This window comes from Galbibacter orientalis DSM 19592 (genome assembly GCF_000260115.1).
In the GTDB taxonomy this organism is placed as follows: domain Bacteria; phylum Bacteroidota; class Bacteroidia; order Flavobacteriales; family Flavobacteriaceae; genus Galbibacter; species Galbibacter orientalis.
The window spans coordinates 1,258,081-1,279,140 of the sequence record NZ_JH651379.1; the positions used below are offsets into that span (position 1 = coordinate 1,258,081).

The 21,060-nt window shown below is 33.7% G+C and carries 20 protein-coding genes; 12 read left to right on the top strand and 8 right to left on the bottom strand.

The features are described from left to right. Positions 1 to 434: 434 nt before the first annotated feature. A complete protein-coding gene (locus tag JOOMADRAFT_RS05630; protein ID WP_008611901.1) occupies positions 435 to 1,535 on the top strand; it encodes an acyltransferase family protein in 1,101 nt (366 codons plus the stop codon). Between the two features lie 591 nt (positions 1,536 to 2,126). Here JOOMADRAFT_RS05630 and creD read toward each other — a convergent pair. From creD to JOOMADRAFT_RS05645, 3 genes are read right to left on the bottom strand one after another with little or no spacing between them, the layout of a single operon-like run. Next, on the bottom strand, positions 2,127 to 3,473 hold the full coding sequence (gene creD, locus JOOMADRAFT_RS05635; RefSeq protein WP_008611902.1) for a cell envelope integrity protein CreD: 1,347 nt from the start codon (positions 3,471 to 3,473) through the stop codon (positions 2,127 to 2,129). A 52-nt stretch (positions 3,474 to 3,525) separates the two neighbouring features. Next, on the bottom strand, positions 3,526 to 3,813 hold the full coding sequence (locus tag JOOMADRAFT_RS05640; RefSeq protein ID WP_008611903.1) for a winged helix-turn-helix domain-containing protein: 288 nt from the start codon (positions 3,811 to 3,813) through the stop codon (positions 3,526 to 3,528). Beyond that, positions 3,801 to 4,424: a hypothetical protein gene (locus tag JOOMADRAFT_RS05645; RefSeq protein ID WP_008611904.1), complete on the bottom strand. Its 624-nt coding sequence runs from the start codon at positions 4,422 to 4,424 to the stop codon at positions 3,801 to 3,803. Before JOOMADRAFT_RS05645 ends, JOOMADRAFT_RS05640 begins: the two co-directional genes overlap by 13 nt. Positions 4,425 to 4,921: 497 nt before the next feature. On the opposite strand from JOOMADRAFT_RS05645, the gene JOOMADRAFT_RS05650 reads away from it, so the two are divergent. The 7 genes from JOOMADRAFT_RS05650 to JOOMADRAFT_RS05675 all read left to right on the top strand — a co-directional run bounded on the left by JOOMADRAFT_RS05650 (position 4,922) and on the right by JOOMADRAFT_RS05675 (position 11,901). Beyond that, positions 4,922 to 6,244 (top strand): gluconate:H+ symporter, encoded by a 1,323-nt coding sequence (locus JOOMADRAFT_RS05650; RefSeq protein WP_008611905.1) that lies wholly within the window; start codon positions 4,922 to 4,924, stop codon positions 6,242 to 6,244. A gap of 235 nt (positions 6,245 to 6,479) precedes the next feature. After that, a complete protein-coding gene (locus JOOMADRAFT_RS05655) occupies positions 6,480 to 7,805 on the top strand; it encodes an alpha-L-fucosidase (protein WP_008611906.1) in 1,326 nt (441 codons plus the stop codon). A 194-nt stretch (positions 7,806 to 7,999) separates the two neighbouring features. Next, positions 8,000 to 8,464, top strand: a complete 465-nt coding sequence (locus JOOMADRAFT_RS05660; protein ID WP_008611907.1) for a RidA family protein — start codon at positions 8,000 to 8,002, stop codon at positions 8,462 to 8,464. A gap of 291 nt (positions 8,465 to 8,755) precedes the next feature. Continuing rightward, positions 8,756 to 9,859, top strand: a complete 1,104-nt coding sequence (locus tag JOOMADRAFT_RS05665) for a D-TA family PLP-dependent enzyme (RefSeq protein ID WP_008611908.1) — start codon at positions 8,756 to 8,758, stop codon at positions 9,857 to 9,859. A gap of 61 nt (positions 9,860 to 9,920) precedes the next feature. Next, positions 9,921 to 10,991 carry a dipeptidase gene (locus tag JOOMADRAFT_RS05670; protein ID WP_008611909.1) on the top strand — a complete coding sequence of 357 codons (1,071 nt, stop codon included), beginning with the start codon at positions 9,921 to 9,923 and terminating at the stop codon, positions 10,989 to 10,991. 247 nt (positions 10,992 to 11,238) lie between these two features. Beyond that, complete coding sequence (locus JOOMADRAFT_RS20140) at positions 11,239 to 11,376, top strand: hypothetical protein (protein ID WP_008611910.1); 138 nt, start codon at positions 11,239 to 11,241, stop codon at positions 11,374 to 11,376. Positions 11,377 to 11,691: 315 nt separating this feature from the next. Further along, the gene (locus JOOMADRAFT_RS05675; protein ID WP_157136656.1) at positions 11,692 to 11,901 is read left to right on the top strand and encodes a hypothetical protein; all 210 of its coding nucleotides are present in this window, start codon (positions 11,692 to 11,694) and stop codon (positions 11,899 to 11,901) included. Between the two features lie 273 nt (positions 11,902 to 12,174). On the opposite strand, the gene JOOMADRAFT_RS05680 is transcribed toward JOOMADRAFT_RS05675, so the two are convergent. Both JOOMADRAFT_RS05680 and JOOMADRAFT_RS05685 read right to left on the bottom strand, forming a co-directional pair. Then, positions 12,175 to 13,296, bottom strand: a complete 1,122-nt coding sequence (locus tag JOOMADRAFT_RS05680; RefSeq protein ID WP_008611912.1) for an IS91 family transposase — start codon at positions 13,294 to 13,296, stop codon at positions 12,175 to 12,177. Between the two features lie 2 nt (positions 13,297 to 13,298). Then, complete coding sequence (locus tag JOOMADRAFT_RS05685) at positions 13,299 to 14,177, bottom strand: tyrosine-type recombinase/integrase (protein WP_394359000.1); 879 nt, start codon at positions 14,175 to 14,177, stop codon at positions 13,299 to 13,301. Between the two features lie 194 nt (positions 14,178 to 14,371). Between JOOMADRAFT_RS05685 and JOOMADRAFT_RS05690 the strand changes: the two genes are divergently transcribed. Together JOOMADRAFT_RS05690 and JOOMADRAFT_RS05695 are read left to right on the top strand one after the other, a co-directional pair. Next, complete coding sequence (locus JOOMADRAFT_RS05690) at positions 14,372 to 14,998, top strand: hypothetical protein (protein ID WP_008611914.1); 627 nt, start codon at positions 14,372 to 14,374, stop codon at positions 14,996 to 14,998. Next, entirely contained in the window at positions 14,976 to 15,503 is a 528-nt protein-coding gene (locus JOOMADRAFT_RS05695) for a hypothetical protein (protein WP_008611915.1), read from the top strand. Before JOOMADRAFT_RS05690 ends, JOOMADRAFT_RS05695 begins: the two co-directional genes overlap by 23 nt. A gap of 95 nt (positions 15,504 to 15,598) precedes the next feature. Here the strand turns inward: JOOMADRAFT_RS05695 and JOOMADRAFT_RS05700 are convergent, their stop codons facing one another. The 3 genes from JOOMADRAFT_RS05700 to JOOMADRAFT_RS05710 form a co-directional block, all read right to left on the bottom strand. Further along, complete coding sequence (locus tag JOOMADRAFT_RS05700) at positions 15,599 to 16,651, bottom strand: NAD(P)-dependent alcohol dehydrogenase (protein WP_040879554.1); 1,053 nt, start codon at positions 16,649 to 16,651, stop codon at positions 15,599 to 15,601. Between the two features lie 314 nt (positions 16,652 to 16,965). Next, positions 16,966 to 18,516: an Rne/Rng family ribonuclease gene (locus tag JOOMADRAFT_RS05705; RefSeq protein ID WP_008611917.1), complete on the bottom strand. Its 1,551-nt coding sequence runs from the start codon at positions 18,514 to 18,516 to the stop codon at positions 16,966 to 16,968. 438 nt (positions 18,517 to 18,954) lie between these two features. Next, a complete protein-coding gene (locus tag JOOMADRAFT_RS05710) occupies positions 18,955 to 19,275 on the bottom strand; it encodes an HU family DNA-binding protein (protein ID WP_280985323.1) in 321 nt (106 codons plus the stop codon). 103 nt (positions 19,276 to 19,378) lie between these two features. On the opposite strand from JOOMADRAFT_RS05710, the gene mutY reads away from it, so the two are divergent. After that, the gene (mutY, locus tag JOOMADRAFT_RS05715; protein WP_008611920.1) at positions 19,379 to 20,422 is read left to right on the top strand and encodes an A/G-specific adenine glycosylase; all 1,044 of its coding nucleotides are present in this window, start codon (positions 19,379 to 19,381) and stop codon (positions 20,420 to 20,422) included. Between the two features lie 144 nt (positions 20,423 to 20,566). Beyond that, the gene (locus tag JOOMADRAFT_RS05720) at positions 20,567 to 21,055 is read left to right on the top strand and encodes a single-stranded DNA-binding protein (protein ID WP_008611921.1); all 489 of its coding nucleotides are present in this window, start codon (positions 20,567 to 20,569) and stop codon (positions 21,053 to 21,055) included. Positions 21,056 to 21,060 lie beyond the last annotated feature (5 nt).

A 21,060-nucleotide genomic window follows, 5' to 3' on the forward strand; every position in this document is an offset into this window, starting at 1 on the left:
TAAGTTTTGGCTGTTTATTTTAATACTCCTAAGGCTCTCTTTTTTCTTATGTAAAACCATTTATTTAACAATAAAAATCTAATTACCCTTTTGAGTGCCAGCTTTAAAGCTCGTGCCAAGTATGAGTAAGAAGCAAGAAAAAGTAAAAAACACTCCCTATAATCCCCTCAAGGGGTAGTTATGCGGAGCAGAGCATGGTGTAAAAAAGGAGTCCGAATTAATCCCCCCTTGGAAGGGGGCTAGGGGGATGTAAAACCCACGATGGTGCGCAATTGTATCGCATTCCAAAGGGGATTACCACACGAAAGGATTTGTGCGGCTAGGGTATTTGGGAATTATGTAATGGGCACGAGCGACACTTGAGCTACCATGGGGGAGGTAGATAACTAAAAGAATTTACTTATATTTAGTTTTACTAATTTAACTAACCAATTTTGAAACAACTTAAAGAACGCTATTTATCGTTAGACGTATTTAGAGGACTTACTCTTTTTTTAATGATAATTGTTAATACTCCTGGCTCTTGGAGTTTTATTTATAAACCATTACACCATGCACCTTGGAACGGATTTACGCTAACCGATTTAGTTTTTCCTACCTTTTTATTTGTCGTAGGAAATGCAATGAGTTTTAGTCTTAAAAAGTTTGAAGAAATAGGAAATACAGCATTTCTTAAAAAAGTTTTTAAGCGTACTTTCCTTATCTTTTTAATAGGATTTCTATTGTATTGGTTTCCATTTTTTAAAGATGGAGCATTAAAACCAATCTCCGAAACTAGAATATTTGGGGTATTACAACGCATAGCATTATGTTATTGTTTTGCAGCGCTTATACTTCATTATTGGAAACCAAAAGGAGCATTAATATTTAGTGTAATTGCCTTAGTTGGATACCATATAATTTTATTATTATTTGGAGATCTTACTATGCAAGGAAATGCTGCTATAAAAGCAGATTTATGGCTAATAGGCTCTTCTCATATGTATAAAGGCGAAGGTTTTCCGTTTGATCCCGAAGGAGTTTTAAGCACATTACCTGCTATTGTAAATGTAATTGCTGGATATTTTGCTGGTGTTTTTCTTCAGCAAAAAGGAAAAACATATGAAGCTATTGCAAAACTAACTATGGTAGGTGGGGTATTAATTTTTCTTGCCCTAGGGTGGGATTTGTTATTGCCTATCAATAAAAAGCTCTGGACAAGTTCTTATGTTTTATTAACTGTGGGAATTGATGTTATGGTGCTCTCTATTTTAGTGTTTGTTATTGAAATTTTGAAGAAGCGGAGTTGGACCTATTTTTTTGAGGTATTCGGTAAAAATCCTTTGTTTATTTATATTCTTTCAGGGGTATTTGCAACCTTATTATTCACTTTTTCTATAGGAGAAAGTTCGGCTTATGGATGGATTGCTGAGAACGTATTTATGTCGTGGATGGGCAATCTATTTGGCTCTTTAATGTTTGCATTGGTTTTTACAATGATCCTTTGGTTAATTGCTTATTATATGGATAAGAAGAAAATTTATATTAAGGTTTAAGTAAATGTAGCTGTTTAAAAAGCAATTAAACGGTATGTGTTATTCTAAACTTGATGAAAGGTAGGGTTTGAGGGATTTTTAGAAGTTTGATATCTATAGTTTACTTTTTAGACAGCCATACATTATTCTTCCCGCTGGTGCGCGATTGTATCGCGTTCCACGAGGTATTATGACAAATTACATGCATTTTTTTAGGAGCAATAAAGGATAACTACCACGCGAAAGGATTTGTGCGGAAACGGAGGTATTACTCGTAATAGAAGAAACGGTGGCTGAAATGAGGAAAAAGTGAAATAAACACCCTTACACCCCTATAATCCCCTCAAGGGGATAGTTATGCGGAGCACGAGTAAATTCCCCTTTGAAGAGGTTAGTAGATGCGGAAACCCAAATCAAATTCCCCCTTTAAAGTGGGCTAGGGGGATGTCAGAATACACAAATAGTAAACAAGACTAGGGAAATACTATAACAATATAACACCTCCGCTGGTGCGCGATTGTATCGCGTTCCACAAAATAATAATAGTAGTAATAAATATAAAACTACCGCATTTGGATATATTTATTAAATTCCAAATGCGGTAGTTTTATATTACTTATTCTCCCAATCTATTTTTTTAGAGAAATACATAATGGCAGCTAGAATTACAAATAATCCAATGCTTCCTACTAACAGTGCATAATCTTCTAATTGAATAATTACATATATAAATCCATATAAAGCAAATAGGGATATTCCGATTAAGGCCGCAAACTTGTTGCTTTTTAAGATGGATTTAGAATATAATGAAACCAAGGCCAATACAGCAAGTGTTGCAATAACATACGCTTTTAAAAAGGAGCTATGTTCAGAAATAGATATCAGCAGGGTGTAATACATAACCAGTGCCAGTCCAATCATTACATATTGAAAAGGATGGATGTATACTTTACTAACTAATTGAATGAGTAGAAATACTAGAAATGTGAGTCCAATTACCAAGAATCCATATTTTGAGGCACGTTCACTTTTAGCATATTCATTTACAGGTATAATAAGGTTTGCTCCAAATGCAAAGGGAGTTAAATCTGGCAGCGAGTTGTAAAAAGTTTGCTCAAATTGCCTGTTTATTTGCAACACTTTCCATGAAGCTTTAAATCCATCTTTTGAGATTTCTCTAGAACCATCTTCGGGTAAAAACATTCCGTCAAAGCTTGGAGATGCCCAGTTGGACGCTATGGAGGCTTTGGTTGTTTTCCCTATTGGAATAAACTTTACTGCCTCACTTCCATTAATTTTAAGTTCGAATTTAAAATTTATTGCTTTCTGGTTCATCATAGAAAAATTATCAATAGAACTACTTTCAATAGTGTTTAGTGCCGAATTGTTGTAAATTGGAGCCATAGAAAACTTCTCATTTCCTAACTCTGTCTCTACGGTATTTCGGATTCCTTTTAAATTTGATGTCTGAATAATAACAGTAGCTTTATTCCAAAGAATGTTCTCTGGTTGAAGAGCTTCCAATTCAAAATTAATAATAGGGAATTTTCCTTCCACAGTTATATCTGAGGTAAAAACAACCGACTTATAGATGCTTCTATTAAGAGGCTTAGTTTTTACTTTGGAATCTATATTTAACGTTTCCGGAAAAAAATAAGCGTAGTGAGTATATTCTTCCTTTTTAATATCATACAAATTGGTTTCGCTGTTTAAAGATTTAACTTCTTTTATTTCTTTATAAGGAACCTTTAGAATAGGTCCAGATATTATAATTTCATTTCCCCATTTATTGTTAATCTCACTTACTACTTCTTCTTGCCTATGTTTGCGTTCTTTGATGAGGTCTTGTACAAATGCTAGCGGAATAAGTAAAATTAGAATTAACATCCCTACCGTAAACATTTTTGCAGTTATGGATTCTTGTATCCAGGTGACTAATTTGCTTCTTTTTTGTTCCATTTTTGTTGTATTTAAAGTACTTTGAATTTCAAAGTATATGATTAAAAAAATATTAATTGATTAATTTTTCTAGCGCTTCTATATGTTTTTTAAATTCTAGTTTTCCAATTTTAGTGGCTTTATAATTGGTATGAGGTTTCCTGCCAATAAAAGTTTTTTCTACGGAAATATATTCGGCTTTTTCAAGTGCTTTTAAATGACTCGCTAGGTTTCCGTCTGTTACATTTAAGAGTTCTTTTAAACGATTAAAATCGGCTGCTTCATTTACTGCTAAAACAGACATGATCCCTAAACGTACCCGATGGTCAAATAATTTATTTATGTTATCTATGATTCCCAATGTGATGCTTTTTTTTCTTCAACAAACATAATACTTCCGTAAATGATATGAAAAAGCCCAAATCCAATCATCCAAAACCAAAAACCATAACCAGGAAATGCAGCGCAAATAAGTCCTAAAATAATTTCAGCAATTCCTAAGTATTTTATATTTCCAATAGTATATTTTGATGCGTTAACAAGCGCCAGTCCATAAAAAATAAGCATAAGAGATGCTGTGAGACCGTAATGTTGACTATTTAATTTTAAAATGATATAAATACCACCAGTTACTAGTGGTATTAAAAAGTTTATAACTAATCTATAAGTAGTAATATCCCAAATTTTTGCATTGTGCTTTTTGGCTTTTCTAGAAGTTAAAAAAATAGCAGTAGCAATACTCAACACTAATACTAGTAACGCTATTAAAACTATTTCAAAAAACTTTGTGCTCCCATAATTCAATTGCTCGTGTGGTTTTGGAAAAAGATAGTAATAGGTAAATAGTCCGCCAATAATAGCGTAACAACCTGCAAAAATTCCTGAAACACCACTAAGAGAGATAAATCTTGATGAGCGATTCATCATATCTTTAATGTGTCCTATATCTTTTAAATAATTATCGTTTGTCACTTTAAAGTACTTTGAAAAACAAAGTAAATGTAAATTTTTATATTTTCAAAATACTAATCTTAAAAAAAATGATTTTTAAATCCCTCATTGAGGGTTTTATTCCCCGAAGTTCTATGTCGAAATGGATTAAATTATTTTCCTTTAAATATCTCGTAGGCTTGCTTCAAGGTAGTTGATTTATTGTTGTCCGATAAAAGTTAACGGAGTTTATTGGACTTCACTTGTATCAAGGTTCAAAATGAGGTTTTCAAAATAGCTCCCTTCCTATTAATAAAATGAATAAAAAGAGGGTTTTAGCAATATTATTTTTTTAAAATACTTATTTTGTGGTAGTTAAGATTTATTTTTTGTTCTTTTTTCTTGTAGCTAAGCGGTCTTGTATTTTTATTCAGGCATTAATGTTATCAAATCTTAAACTAAGGCTTCAATATTTTTATTATATTCGGAAGGTTTAATTTTTATAAACCAATTATCAACCACAAAATTACCGCCAACTAATGCCTTTATTAATTGTTCTTTTAGGAATACTTCTGCTCTTTTTATTAATAGCCAAGTTTAAACTCAACGCTTTCTTATCATTTATAATTGTCTCTTTATTTGTAGGAATAGCTGGGGGAATGGATATATTAGTTGTTGTAGATTCTATTCAAAAAGGGATAGGAAATACCCTTGGTTTTTTAGTACTTATTTTAGGGCTCGGAGCCATGCTCGGAAAATTAGTTGCAGATAGTGGAGCAGCACAGCAAATAACAGCCAAACTCATAGATAAATTCGGAAAGAAAAACATTCAATGGGCAGTTGTACTTACAGGATTTATTGTGGGAATACCAATGTTTTATTCTGTTGGCTTCGTTATTTTAATTCCGCTAGTTTTTACGGTGGCTATAGCTACGCAGATGCCACTTTTATATGTAGGTTTACCCATGTTAGCATCTTTATCGGTTACTCACGGGTATTTACCGCCGCATCCTGCACCAACAGCCATTGCCGATCAATTTAATGCAGATATTGGAAAAACATTAATCTACGGAATAATAGTTGCAATTCCTGCTATTATTGTAGCTGGTCCATTACTTTCTAGAACTAAACTCATCAAAAAAATAAATGCAACTCCATTAAAAGAGTTCTATAATCCAGTTGTTTTAGAGGAAAATCAGATGCCGAGTATGAGTATCAGTATTTTTACGGCATTACTCCCTGTAATTTTAATTGGGATTTCAACAATTGCAAATCATTTTTTAACGGAAGACTTGTTGGTCGCTAAAATTTTCAGCTTTATAGGAAACCCAGTTATAGCAATGCTTATAGCAGTTTTAACAGCTATTTATACGCTGGGACTTTCTAGAGGGAAAAAAATGCCTGAAGTAATGGATTCACTTACCGCTTCTATTTCTAGTATTACAATGGTACTTTTAATAATTGCGGGTGCTGGGGCTTTAAAACAAATTTTAGTAGATAGTGGTGTGAGCGATTATATTGCCGATTTAATAAAGGATTCTAGTTTGTCACCTTTACTTTTGGCATGGCTTATTGCAACTGTAATTCGTGTTTGTGTAGGTTCTGCAACCGTAGCAGGACTCACAACAGCTGGGATTGTGTCTACTTTAGCACAAGCAGATGGCGTGAATGCAGAATTAATGGTGTTGGCTATTGGATCGGGGAGTTTAATGCTCTCCCATGTTAACGATAGTGGTTTTTGGCTCTTCAAAGAATATTTTAATTTATCTGTAAAAGAAACACTTTCTACATGGACGGTTATGGAAACTACAGTCGGAATAATGGGGCTTCTAGGTGTTTTGCTATTAAATATGTTTGTTTAATAAAATAATTAATGTTAGAACAAAAATACAAGACTGCTTCGCTACAAGAAAAATGACCAAACTTTAACTATCATAAAATAAATAGCTAATAAAAATATCGTTATTAAAATCTATTTTCTGTTGATACTTTTTAATAGTAAGAGACTATTTTGGAAGCCTTTTTTAAATTATGAAACAAGTGGAGTTTAATAAATTCTGTCTACTTTTATTAGATAATAATGAAAAAAAATAAAATATGAATCTAAGAATTTTAGTACTATTTTTTCTAGCGAGTACTAGTATAAACGCTCAGCAGTTTCAAGATGATAAAGATAAAATGCAGTGGTTTGGAGATGCTAAGTTGGGTGTTTTTATTCATTGGGGTTTGTATTCTGTAAATGGAATTGACGAATCATGGTCTTTTTATAATGGCTATATTTCTCATGAAGATTATTTAAAACAAACTAGCGGATTTACAGCTAGCAAATACAATCCAGAGGAATGGGTAGATCTCATTAAAGAGTCTGGAGCTAAATATTCTGTTATTACCTCTAAGCATCATGACGGATTTGCACTCTGGAATTCTCGTTATGGCGATTTTGATGCGGTAAAAAGTGCAGCAGCTAAAAAAGATGTTCTAACTCCTTTTGTTACAGCTTTACGTAATAACAATCTAAAGGTTGGAATTTATTACTCACTTCCAGATTGGTCATATCAAGATTATACACATTTTACACGAGATAGCATACGGTATAAAATTGGGGAGGAGTCTAAGAGATGGGATAAGTTTTTAAGATTTTACCAAGGACAATTAAAAGAATTGTCGGATAATTATAACCCAGATTTATACTGGTTTGATGGCGATTGGGAGCATTCTTCGGAAGAATGGGAAGCTCCAAAAGTGCGACAAATGTTATTAGATAAAAATCCAAATACCATTTTAAATTCGAGATTAAAAGGACACGGAGATTATGCAACTCCAGAGCAAGGAATGCCAATTACTAGACCAAAAGATGAATATTGGGAGTTATGCATGACGATGAATAATTCTTGGGGGTATCAAAAAAATGATCATGATTATAAATCACTAAACCAAATTATAGGCATTTTCACTGATGTTATTGGAAATGGTGGTAATTTATTGTTAGATATCGGTCCAAAGGCAGATGGTTCTATTCCAAAAGAACAAGTTGCTATTTTAAAAGGTTTGGGGAGATGGACTTCTAAACATAAAGAAGCTATTTATGGAACAGTGGCTGGAATACCAAAAGAGCATTTTTATGGCGCTTCAACCTTATCAAAGGAGGGAAATATTTTATATCTTTTTGTAAAAGGAAATCCAGAAGGAGAAGTTATTGTAAGAGGATTAAAAAATGACATAAATAGGATATGGGTAGTAGGAGAAGGCACTAAGCTTTCTCATAAAGTTGTTGGAAGTGTGTATTGGAGCGAATATCCAGGAATAAAATACATTCAAGTTCCAGATACAGTTTTTGATGAAAATATGACTGTTTTAGCGTTGCTTTTGGACGGGAAAGTAGATTTGTATCGAGAAGATGGCGCTGTAATTGAAAGCAATTAATAAGTTTTCTAAAAGAAAAGAGTTTGTTTGCTGAACTTATCAAACATATATTAATGAGCATTAATGTCCGAGAAAAATACAAGACCGCTTCGCTATAAGAAAAAAGAACAAAGACTAAATATTAACTATCATAAAATAAGTAGTTTAAAGAAATAACATTACTAAAATCAATTGTTTAACTTAAATTTATTTGTGTGAAAAAGCCTTCAGAAAAAATAAAAGAATTAGGATTAATACTGCCTCCAGCACCAAAACCAGCAGGAGTATATCGCCCAGTTTTGGTAGTAGATAATTTCTTGTATGTATCTGGACAAGGACCTGTAAATACCGATGGAAGTTTGATGTTTGGAAGAGTAGGGGATGATGTAAATTTAGAAGATGGATATGCTGCTGCTAGGCAAGTAGCACTCACAATGCTTTCTACTATTCAAACTCATTTTGGAGATATTGATAAAATAAAACGAGTGGTAAAGGTATTGGGGATGGTAAATTGTACCCCAGATTTTAGAAAACATCCTTTAGTAATAAATGGATTTAGCGAATTAATGGCGGAAATTTTTGGAGCAGAACACGGAATTGGAGTTCGTAGTGCAGTAGGAATGATGCTTCCCGATAATATTCCTGCAGAAATAGAAGCAATGTTCGAACTTCATAAATAACGTAAGTTAGACATAAGAATTATGAAAATATAAGAGAACTGGCCTATTTAAAAAGTATTGAAAATCAAGGAAGCCGTATGGGATTATAGATAAAAAGCTGTTTGAGCGTAGCGAGTTCTTTTTATTTGTGGAGGGTGTTTCCGTAGATTTTCTCATGCTTTTTAAATCAGTCTTGACTTTTTTGTTTCGTTTTTGTGTCAAGACAAAAATGAAAATTGACTTAGGTGATTGAAAATAATATGGTTAAATATACGCTATGTTGATATATAGAACTCACGTTAAATAGAAAATATGAATTGGTACGAAATTTCAAACATTGATACAATTGCTACACCAGCGCTACTAGTATTTCCAGAGCGGATAAAATTAAACATTCAAAGAATGCTTGAGATTTCAGGAGATGTAAATCGACTAAGACCTCATACAAAAACGCATAAAACTGCAGAGGTAATAAAATTGCAACAAGAGGTAGGAATTAATAAATTTAAGTGTGCTACTATTGCTGAAGCAGAGTTATTGGCAAAATGTGGTGCCAAAGAAATTCTTCTGGCAATGCAACCTGTTGCTGAAAATATAAATCGCTTTTTTAAACTGAAGGAAACGTATCCAAACTCTTATTTTTCAACACTTGTAGATAATGATTTAATACTTGAGCAAATTAATAAATTGGCAGGTGAAAAAAGTATGAAAGTCGGTCTTTGGATGGATGTAAATGTTGGGATGAATAGAACAGGCATTGTGCCAGATGAGAAAGCTTTTAAGTTATTTAAATCGCTCATAGCTTCAGAGAATATTATTGCAGAAGGCTTCCATGTATACGATGGACATTTACGAAACCCCAATTTTAATCAACGTAAAAAAGATTGCGATACTGCTTTTGAAAAAGTTTTATTGCTAAAAGCTAAGTTGGAGAAAGAGAGTTTCAATGTAAAACATATTATAGCGGGAGGTTCTCCTTCTTTTCCAGTACATGCGTTAAGGGATGATGTCGATTTGAGTCCTGGTACAACCTTGCTTTGGGACGCTGGCTATGGAGATTTGTTTCCAGAAATGAAAATGCTTCATGCGGCAGTTTTGGTTACTCGAATAATTAGTAAACCTTCTGAGGGGATTTTGTGTTTAGATTTAGGACATAAATCGCTTGCCTCAGAGATGCCTTTTCCAAGAGTAAAGTTTTTAAAACCAAACGACTTTGAGCAAATAAGTCAGAGTGAAGAGCATTTTGTGGTTAAAACTAAAACTCCTGAAAAATATAATATAGGTGATGTTTTTTATGCTGTACCGATGCACATTTGTCCTACCGTTGCAAAATACCAAGAGCTTAAGGTGGTAAAAAATAACGCTGTTGTAGGAACTTGGGACGTAGTGGCTAGAAATCAGAAAATAACTATTTAGTAGGATATAGAAAGGATTATATTTCAACACTCAACATTCAACATTCAAAATAAAAAAAAATATGTTTATACTTGATGCGCACCTAGATCTTTCCATGAATGCTATAGATTGGAATAGAGACTTACGATGGACAGTTGAAGAAATCCGTGCTTATGAAAAAGGTATGACCGATTTGCCTGGGAGATCCGCAAATACAGTGTCTTTGGATGCTATGCGAAAAGGGAATGTTGGGGTGTGTGTAGCCACGCAAATAGCACGTTATGTAAAAAAAGACAATCCCTTACCAGGTTGGAATTCTCCACAACAAGCATGGGCACAAACCCAAGCGCAATTAGCTTGGTATTTGGAGATGGAAGCTCTAGGAGAGATGAAGCAGATTAGAAATGTGAATGAGCTAGACTCACATTTGGAGTACTGGAATCATTCGGATGATTGTAATAAAGCGATTGGTTTTATTCTAAGTTTAGAGGGAGCCGATTCTATAGTTTCTATGGAGCATTTACATAAAGCGCATGCATATGGATTGAGAGCTATTGGTCCTGCGCATTATGGACCAGGAACTTATGCTTTTGGGACAGATTCTGTAGGAGGAATAGGTGAGAAAGGAAAGGAATTGCTTAGAGAAATTGAAAAACTAAACTTAATCTTAGACGCCACACATTTATGCGACCAAAGTTTTTGGGAAGCTTTGGATGTTTATAATGGTGCCATTTGGGCAAGTCATAATAATTGCAGGACTTTAGTAAATCACAACAGGCAATTTTCTGATGAGCAAATTAAAGAATTGCTTAAAAGAAATGCTGTAATTGGAGTAGTAATGGATGCTTGGATGATGGTTCCTAATTGGGTGCGAGGGAAATCTACTCCTAAAAGTATGGATGCTTCTTTGAAGCAAGTGGTAGATAATATCGATCATATTTGTCAGCTTGCAGGAAATACTTCTCAAGTAGGAATAGGCTCCGATTTAGATGGCGGTTTTGGATTAGAGCAAAGCCCACATGATATAGATACAATAGCCGATTTACAAAAAATTCCAGAATTACTAAAAGCACGTGGATATTCAGAAAAGGATATTCAAGGAATTATGCATGGAAATTTCTTGAAGTTTATAAGAAGGGTTTGGAGAGGGTGAGTTTTAATCCCTTATAGAGGGGCTAATTCTCCAGAGCATGTCCTGAGTATATAAAGGGTTCTGTCTCGAAATGAGTTAAATTTGTTTTCTTTGAGGATCTTGTGAGCTTGCCCCGAGGCAGTTGATTAATTATATGAAATAGTTCTAAATATAGAAAATATTCACTATATTTGATATGATTCATCGATATAATTTTACAATTTATAGATGTTTTTAATAATAGTTACTAACTTAAAATTATTAAAACATGAAAAATTTATTCCTTCAAACACGTTCTTTTTGGAGTGTTACTATGTGCTTATTATTACTTACTTTTTGTTTAATAGGGTGCGAAAAGGAGCAAATTACATTTGAAGATCCTACAGTGATAAATGCTAAAAATTGATTCCAATTAAATAAAGTTGAAAACAATTTTGAACTATTAAATTATGTAAATTACATTGATTGGAAGAATGCCAAATCGTTCACTGATGAAAGTACAAAAGTTCTAGAAATACCTCTTATTTTAGAAGAAAATATCAGACTTAATTCTGATAAGGACTTTACGTTATATAATAGATTAATTATTAAAGAGGTTATAGAAACTGGTAAATTATCATCCTTTATTGTTAATATCTTTGTGAGAAATAGTAAACTAAATGATATTGATGATTTGAATTACTTTAATATTCCAGTTGATTTTTCGGGAAAAATAATTATAATGAATACTAATAGTAGGAGTGTTTATCTTAATACTATTTTTAATGGTGAATCAAAAAATAAAGATTTAATAGCTAAAGCTCCCGCTGTTTGTTATGAAATTATTGAATTATTTGACACTGGTCCACCCCGACCAACTGGTATTAAATTTTGTGATACGAGTGGTAATGTAGAAAATCTAAGTACAGGCAGTCCAAACTATCCACAATAACTAAGCGTTCGTGTGGTCGGTACGACCAAACATGAACGCCGTGTTGACTGAACCGGTAGTTGATCGGTTAGCCTACTATGGGGATTGGTTTATTTTTTAAGAGGAGTTTAAGGGGGTGTTCCAGATTTATTTTTATTTCGTATGTCACTCAACAATCGTTTTTCTGCCTTTTCAAGATAGCTAAATCAAGTATTCATGTTTTACAAAGTTTTTTTCTTTCATTAATTTAAAATTTAGCCAATAGCTGCCTGTTACGTGCTTGGCAACGTTATTTTATTGAGGGGTATGTAACTGATCTATCCAGTATTTTGGCGGACCTCGAGCTGTAAATGTTGTAATGGTTATTAAGTGTCCTTGTCGGCATTTAGGGCATATATTGTGTAATAACGGTGGTTTTTCTTTTAACCTTACAGGATCAAGCGTTTTCTTTAATTCAGCTAAATTTTGCCTTTTATGATAAGAGCTCAGCATACCATAATGTCTGATACGGACAAAACCTTTGGGCAGTATGTGTAAAGCAAAACGTCTGATGAACTCGGCATCTGGTAAGCACATTGAAGAGCGTTTGCCGCCATGCCGGTAATCTTTCATCGAAAAGGTCACAGAACCATTCCCGACATCCTGTATGCGATGGTTACTAATGGCTATTTTATGGGTGTAGCGCCCTAAGTATTCTATTACTTGTTCGGGACCTAAAAAGGGACGCTTACAATACACTACCCAGGGCTTTTTAAATAGGCTATTATAAAAACCTGATAACATCTCCAGATTAGGCTCTTTTCGTAATTGTGACACAAAGCGTGCTCTGAACACCTTACTCATGGCTTTTACAGGGAACAGGTATTTTCCTCTGTGTTTTACTGGTTTCCATCGTCCTGAAGGTGTTAATCCGCCTCCAGGAACAATACAATGCAGATGCGGATGCAACGATAAATTTTGTCCCCAGGTATGCAGTACTGCAATCATTCCCGATCGAGCGCCTAAAAATTTAGGATTGTTCCCAAAGTCATGAATCACCTGCCAGGCCACTTTAAAAAGGATGTTATAAAGTGGTTTAGGCATATAAAGGCACAAGCGGTTAAGTTCCTGTGGCAGTGTGAATACCACATGAAAGTAAGGCACGGGTAACAGTTCAGCTTCGCGAGCCCGTATCCACTGTTCTTTTTGATGTCCCTGGCACTTGGGACAATGACGATTTCTGCAACTGTTATAGCTTAAGTGTAAGGTGTTACAATCTGGATTATTACAACGGTCTATGTGACCACCCAAAGCTAGGGTTCTACATTTTCGGATGGCATGTAAAGTCCGATGTTGCCAACTGGTATAGCAATAGGCCTGTAAATGGTCTTGATTGCGTTCTAACACCTGAGCTACTTCGTAGGTAGCACAACGCATAGCTATTCGCTATATAACCGATCTAACGGACTAAAAGGCTTTTGCCTACCTAATTGCGCCACATGAAGGTAAACCAGCGTGGTTTGGATATCGGCATGCCCCAACAACTCCTTTATACTAATAATATCCAATCCCATTTCCAGTAAATGGGTAGCATAACTATGCCGAAAACTATGTGTAGTCACCTGTTTTTTAATGCCACTATGTTTACGGGCTTCGCGTATAATCCACTGTATACCCCGGGTAGATAACGGCACAGGTGTACCTTCTGAATGATTGCCGTTAAAGCACCAGATACGAGGATGTTCGGCTGAGATATAGGTTTTAAGACCTCGAATTTGCAGATCAGATAAAGGAACGTAACGATCCTTGTTACCCTTACCCTGACGGATATGTAGCATCTTTCGATCGAAATCCAGATCCTTTAACTGAAGGTTACGAAGTTCGAAGCAACGTAGTCCACACCCGTATAGCATAGCCAGTACCAATCGGTGTTTGAGTAGTTTTGGCGTTTTAAGAAGACGTTTTACCTCTTGACAGCTTAATACTACGGGAAGTCTGTTTGGACGCTTAATGGCTGGAAGTACCACGCGCATCTTCTGTAACTCATAGATACGATACAGATACCTTAATCCGTAAACCGTATGTTTAAAAAAACTCTCTGATGGTGTTTTGTTTTTAGATTTTAAAACATGGAGATAATCTAAAATTTGTTCCTCATCCAAATCTAGTGGACTACAGTTAAAATGCAAGGTGATGTGTGCTAAACAACGTGCATAATTGGTAAGCGTGCTTTGGCTTTTTCCTGATAACGTTACAGAGCGTTCTAGTTTGCGATATAAATCTGTAAACTCAGGTACAGAATGACACGCTTTTTCAATGAGCGTATGACTTTTTTTTCATAATTTTAATATTTCAAGATTTAATATGACTTAAAGGTAGCCAAAAGTGACTTTACTGCACTGGAAAGCTACCTTTAGGTTTAGTTCAACATGGGGGAAATAGAGGAGGAAGTAGTACATCTAGTACAGATAATTATAAAATCACCGCAAACCTTACAGGTAAAGCCAAGTGTGTGTATGATAAACTAAATATAACAAGTAATAAGTTTAAAAATGCCATACAAAAGTTTGATGGCGATTTTCCTGTAAGCCATTTGACTTTTAATATTAATAATTCACTTCCAAGTGGTAATTATGGAATAACAAAAAAGCCTGCTAATTATAATATTACAATTGAGATGAGTAATACACAACTTTCAAAAATATCTGACCTAGGAAGTGTTGTAGCGATTACACATGAGATAATTCATGCAGAAATATACAGGAAAATGTTAAGTGCTGCAAAAAAAGGAGATTTGAATCAAGGAGAGTATTCAACTCAGGACAGAATAAATTATATAAATTCATTGGCTGATAACTTTCCTGGATTATATGATTATTATTGGAAAAGATACAAGCCTACATGGAATCATAATTTAATGGCACAACATTATAGAAATACAATTGCAGATATAGTGCAACAATTTGATAATAATAGATTGTCAAGGCAGATATATGTTGATATTGCATGGGCAGGCTTAAGAATCTTAGAGGATAGAAAAGAATCTGATGCATGGTCTAATTTATCTCCTTCAGAACAAAACAGAGTGCTTTTAAATCTAAAAAATAACTTTTTTAATGGAATTTCAAATTGCAAATAAAATGAAAACCTTATTTTTTTCTATTTTATCTTTTTTTTGTGCGACTATATCTTTTTCTCAAGACAAAGAGTTTTATACCTTATATAAGGGAGGAGAAAAAGTTCAAAAAAAAATAGTCTACATATACTTTAATAAGGATTCTATAGGGAATTCTGTGGATATCCAAAATGATACTATTTACTTTGTGTACGAAGCAAGAATACATGCATACGGAAACTCATTTGAAACTCTTACAGATAGGTTCCAAAATAAAGAAGGGATAAAGCTATATGATAAATTAAATAAAAATGATATTGATAATTTAATATATAGTATGGAAGATTTATACAAAATAGAAGAAAAGCAAATAAAGAAAGACCGTAATAGAGTTGAGAATGAAACAGGATTTAAAGGACTTCCTCCAATAGGTCGTCATGCTGATTTAGATATACGTATATGTGTGCCTAACAATAATGAGGATACGTTTCGTATTTATAAAGTGAATTGGTTATATGAAGTTTTTTAGGATATGACATTATAGAAGGATTATAAATGTAAATATTTAAGAATATATATAGCCTTTCTCTGTTTGAGAAAGGCTAGTTGTTTATAGGTAATTGTTTATACCTCTTTCAGGCTTTTCATATCAATAACAAATCGGTATTTTACATCCGATTTTACTACCCTATCAAAAGCTGTATTGATATTTTGGATGTCTATCATCTCAACATCAGAAACAATATTATGCGCTCCGCAAAAATCTAACATCTCTTGGGTTTCTTTAATACCACCAATCATTGAGCCAGCTACACGTTTTCTGCCCATTACTAATGCACCACCATGAACAGGATCTATTGGCTCAATGGCACCAACTAATACCATAGTTCCATCTCTTTTTAATAGCCCTAGGTATGGATTAATATCATGGCCAACAGGGATAGTATTTAATAAAAAGTCAAAACTAGCTGTATGCTCTTGCATTTGGGTGTTGTCTTTAGAGATTAATACATCATCAGCCCCCAAAGATTTTGCATCAGTTGCTTTTTCTGGAGAAGTGGTAATCATAATAACTTCGGCGCCTAAAGCATGAGCAAATTTTATTCCCATATGGCCAAGTCCTCCTAAACCAATAACGCCAACTTTGTCTCCTTTTTTAACATTCCATTCTCGTAGTGGTGACCATGTTGTAATTCCAGCACAAAGAAGTGGTGCAGCAGCTTTTGTATCTATATTTTCTGGTACTTTCAATACAAAATCTTCTCTAACAGTTACTTGTTCAGAATAACCTCCAAAGGTATGCCCGCCCAAATCTTTATCTTTTCCATTGTAAGTTAGTATTGCTCCATTTTCGCAATATTGTTCTAGGTCTTCTTTACAAGAGTTACACTCTTTGCAAGAATCAACCAAGCAGCCTACTCCTACTAAATCTCCTACTTTAAATTTTGTTACTTTAGATCCAATTTCTGTAACTCTACCAATAATTTCGTGACCAGGAACTACAGGATATTTTGAGTTTTTCCAATCGTTTCGTACTTGGTGGATATCACTATGGCAAACCCCGCAAAAATCTATTTCAATTTTTACGTCATTCTCTTTTGTATTTCTACGTTCTATTTTATGGGGAATTAAATCTGCATCGTTTGACAATGCCGCATATGCTTTTACCTGACTCATAACTAAATTTAATTTTGTTAGTAAGAGCAAGTTATTTAATAGTTTATAGAATAATATTAACACATGTTAATTTAAGAATCAACAAAAGTTAAATCTCTCATTGAGGGTTTTATTTCCCAAAGCTTGTCCAGAGTTTACAGAAGAGCTCTACATCGAAATGGATTACATTATTCTCCATTGAATACCTCGTAGGCTTGTTTCGAGGGAATTTATTTTATTAAACATCAACTTAACAGCCTGAATTTTAGTGGAGTAAATAAAAAAAACCACGCTTACAAATAGTTATTTGAATGGCGTGGTTTTAGAAAAATATTTTAAAATTTTAAATTATTACCGTCTTTGTCTTTAAAGCGGTATTCTAGATATGTGTAAGCATCTCTTGGTAAAATCTTGACCCATTTTTTATGTTCTAAAAACCATTTAGAACGTACGGATGGAAATCCTTTTGTTAAATATGCAGCAATAAATGGGTGTGTATTAAGTACAATTCCATTTTTACTGTTCTTGCTTTGCATGATGCGTTCTAGATCGAAAGTAATTTTGTTTATTAAAACAATTGGGGCTTCAATTTCACCACCATTTCCGTTCGGGTTTTCCTCACGGGTTTTAATATTCATTTCTGGTCTTACGCGTTGTCTTGTAATTTGTATGAGGCCAAACTTACTTGGAGGTAGGATTTTGTGTTTGGCTCTATCGTCTCGCATTTCTTCTCTTAAATGGTCGAATAGTTGTCTTCGATTGTCGGCATTTGCCATATCTATAAAATCAACAACAATAATGCCTCCCATATCTCGTAATCTTAATTGGCGTGCTACTTCAGAAGCAGCAATTAGATTAACCTCTAAGGCGGTGTCTTCTTGAGACTTTGCTTTGTTAGAACGATTTCCGCTATTTACATCTATAACATGTAATGCTTCGGTGTGTTCTATAACCAAATACGCCCCTTTACTGGAGGATACGGTTCGTCCAAAAGAAGTTTTTATTTGTCTCTCAACTCCATATTTTTCATAAATAGGAATATTTGATTCATACAATTTTACAATAGATTCTTTCTCTGGTGCAATTTCATGCAAGTAATCTTTAATTTGAAAATAAAGCGTTTCGTCATCTACATAAATTCCAGTAAAATCATCGTTAAATACATCTCTTAAAATAGAGGCTGCCCGATTCATTTCACTTAAAACTTTAGATGGATAATTTGCCTTATAAATTTTTTTGCACAACGCTGTCCATTTTGCTAACAGGTTGTTTAAATCTTTGTCTAGTTCGGCGACTTTTTTGCCTTCTGCCACTGTTCGCACAATCACTCCAAACCCTTTTGGGCGGATGCTTTGTACAAGCCTTTTTAAACGATCTTTTTCTTCTTTACTTTCTATTTTTTGAGAAACAGAAACTCGATCAGAAAAAGGAACCAATACCAAATACCTTCCGGCTATAGATAGCTCAGAACTAATTCGGGGTCCTTTTGTAGAAATAGGCTCTTTTACAATTTGTACTAGTATAGATTGATTGGCTTTTAAAACGTTGTTTATTACGCCATTCTTGTCTATATCTTTTTCAAATGGGAAGTCTTTTAAAGAGAAATCTTTTAATTTACCTGTGCTTACACGTTTTATGAATTTCAACAAGGAGCTCAATTGTGGGCCTAAATCGTGGTAATGCAAAAATGCATCTTTTTCGTATCCTACATTTACAAAAGCTGCATTTAAACCAGTAACTGGTTTTCTTACTTTTGCAAGCATAATGTCACCCACGGAAAAGTCGCTACTTTCTTCTTCCTTGTGTAATTCAACAAGTTTTCCATCCTTTAATATGGCAAAATCAACGTCAGAGGAACTAGATCTTACAATTAATTCTTTATTCACTCTGAATGAATTTTTATCTGTTTTGATATTTTAATTCCCTCACAGAGGGTTTAATTTTCCGACGCTTTCCGCGGAAAAGTATTATAAATAAACAAAATTGCTTAGTATTATACCCTTAATAGGAATTAAAATTGCAAAACTGATGGATTAAACAATAAAATTTGTTTCATCTAAAAAAAATGAAATAAATTTTTACTACAGGTTTTTTTGAATAAACCCAACGAAATTTACCCTAGCGTTCTTGCTAAGATTAAATTTCTTTTTCAATGAACGTTTGTATAATGAGTATACAATCACATAAAAAAGAAAAAGTAGTTATCTAACTACTTTTTCTTGTGACGGTTAGCTCTTCTTCTTTTCTTACGCTTATGCGTAGCTACCTTATGTCTTTTTCTTTTTTTACCGCTTGGCATCGACTTTAATTTTTTATATTAATACTTATTTTACTTCTACGCTAGTTTTAACACCCTCTACAAATACTTTTGCGGGTTTGAAAGCTGGGATATTGTGAGCAGGAATCTTAATAGTTGTGTTTTTAGAAATGTTTCTTCCTGTTTTTTCTGCTCTAGTTTTGATAATGAAACTACCAAAACCTCTTAGGTAAACATTATCACCGCTTTCTAATGAGTTTTTCACCTCTTCCATAAAGGATTCAACAGTTGCCTGTACATCTCCCTTTTCCATGCCAAGTTTCTCTGAAATCTTAGCTACAATGTCTGCTTTAGTCATTTTTTTATATTTGTTTACAGTGTTATAAATTTAGGGGATGCAAATATATAAATTAATTACCCAATAAATAAACTGTAAATAATTAAAATTTAACTAAATAAAGCTATTATTTTTGTACACGATAAAGAAACATATGGATTTTAAAGGCGTTATCATGCATTGGTATGATAAAAATAAAAGGATTTTACCATGGAGAACAACCAAAAATCCGTACAATATATGGCTTTCTGAAATCATGCTTCAGCAGACTAGAGTGGAACAAGGACTCCCTTATTACCTAAAGTTTACCGAAAAGTATCCTACAGTTTTTGATCTTGCACAGGCTTCGGAAGAAGAAGTTTTGAAATTGTGGCAAGGACTTGGCTACTATTCTAGAGCTAGAAACTTACATACAACAGCTAAAAAAGTTGCTTTCGAATTTGATGGAAACTTTCCTGATAACTATAAGGATTTAAAACAACTAAAGGGAGTGGGAGATTATACGGCTAGTGCTATTGCCTCTATTTGTTATAATGAAATAACGCCTGTTGTAGACGGGAATGTATATAGGGTTCTAGCTAGATTTTATGGGATAGATCTACCAATTAATAGTACCGAAGGGGTTAAATATTTTAAATCTTTGGCAGAAGAATTAATAGATACTCAAGACCCAGGCACTTACAACCAAGCATTAATGGAGTTTGGAGCAAAGCAATGTAAACCTCAATCTCCAGATTGTAGTATTTGTGAGCTTCAGTCTAAATGTGTTGCTTTTAATAAGAACGAAATTTCTTTACTTCCTGTTAAATTAAAAAAGACGAAGGTTAAAAAGAGATATTTTAATTATTTAATTATTACGGATGATAAAAAAACAGTCCTTCAACAGCGAACAAAGAAGGATATATGGCTTAATTTATATGAATTCCCTTTGATTGAAACTTCTTCAGCAATAAAAATAGACGATTTAATAAAGCACGAAGACTTTTTAAAACACACAAAAGGCTACACTTTTGATGTGAATTTGTATAATGAGGAGTCTAAAGTTCATAAATTATCACATCAACATATATATACTCAGTTTTGGATTGTAACTTTGCAGAGCGAATTAAAAAACGGGATTTCTGTAGATAATGTAAGAGATTATCCTGTACCTGTGCTAATTGCAAATTTTGTTGAAGAGTTTGGATTTAATAGTTAGTGCGTTTTAATTGCAAACAAATACTTTTAAAGTTGAAGTTGCAATTTGAAGGACATCTTGTAAATTACCATTTTTTTGCAATGAAAATTTAGTAATTTTTAATACATTTATAAATTAACGAAATAGATTTTAAGAAATAATATTATGAGTGGAACGTTAAATAAAGTAATGCTGATTGGTCACTTAGGAGACGACGTGAAAATGAATTATTTTGAAGGAGGCAATTGTATTGGACGTTTCCCGCTAGCAACCAATGAAACGTATACAAACAGACAAACAGGAGAGCGTGTTTCTAATACCGAATGGCATACTGTTGTAGTACGTAATAAAGCTGCCGAAGTTTGTGAGAAATATTTAAGCAAAGGTGATAAAGTTTATATTGAAGGACGCTTAAAAACAAGACAGTGGCAGGGAGAAGATGGAAATATGAGATATACCACAGAGGTACAGGCAACAGATTTTACTTTCTTATCTAATAAAGGAGAAAGTGCAGGAGGGGCTCAGCAAAATGCTTCTTCGCCTAGTCAAAATCAAAGTAGCAATAACCAAAATACAGAATCGCCTCAGCAGCATCATCAAGCATCGGAACAATCGCCATTATCTCCAGATGCAGATGACGATTTACCATTTTAACCAAG

Bases quoted from the DNA above. Each gene is read 5' to 3' on its own strand.
- JOOMADRAFT_RS05650 (WP_008611905.1), top strand. From the start codon at position 4,922: ATGCCTTTATTAATTGTTCTTTTAGGAATACTTCTGCTCTTTTTATTA.
- JOOMADRAFT_RS05655 (WP_008611906.1), top strand. From the start codon at position 6,480: ATGAATCTAAGAATTTTAGTACTATTTTTTCTAGCGAGTACTAGTATA.
- JOOMADRAFT_RS05720 (WP_008611921.1), top strand. From the start codon at position 20,567: ATGAGTGGAACGTTAAATAAAGTAATGCTGATTGGTCACTTAGGAGAC.
- JOOMADRAFT_RS05675 (WP_157136656.1), top strand. From the start codon at position 11,692: ATGAATACTAATAGTAGGAGTGTTTATCTTAATACTATTTTTAATGGT.
- JOOMADRAFT_RS05670 (WP_008611909.1), top strand. From the start codon at position 9,921: ATGTTTATACTTGATGCGCACCTAGATCTTTCCATGAATGCTATAGAT.
- JOOMADRAFT_RS05665 (WP_008611908.1), top strand. From the start codon at position 8,756: ATGAATTGGTACGAAATTTCAAACATTGATACAATTGCTACACCAGCG.
- JOOMADRAFT_RS05680 (WP_008611912.1), bottom strand. From the start codon at position 13,296: ATGCGTTGTGCTACCTACGAAGTAGCTCAGGTGTTAGAACGCAATCAA.
- mutY (WP_008611920.1), top strand. From the start codon at position 19,379: ATGGATTTTAAAGGCGTTATCATGCATTGGTATGATAAAAATAAAAGG.
- JOOMADRAFT_RS20140 (WP_008611910.1), top strand. From the start codon at position 11,239: ATGAAAAATTTATTCCTTCAAACACGTTCTTTTTGGAGTGTTACTATG.
- JOOMADRAFT_RS05695 (WP_008611915.1), top strand. From the start codon at position 14,976: ATGGAATTTCAAATTGCAAATAAAATGAAAACCTTATTTTTTTCTATT.
- creD (WP_008611902.1), bottom strand. From the start codon at position 3,473: ATGGAACAAAAAAGAAGCAAATTAGTCACCTGGATACAAGAATCCATA.
- JOOMADRAFT_RS05700 (WP_040879554.1), bottom strand. From the start codon at position 16,651: ATGAGTCAGGTAAAAGCATATGCGGCATTGTCAAACGATGCAGATTTA.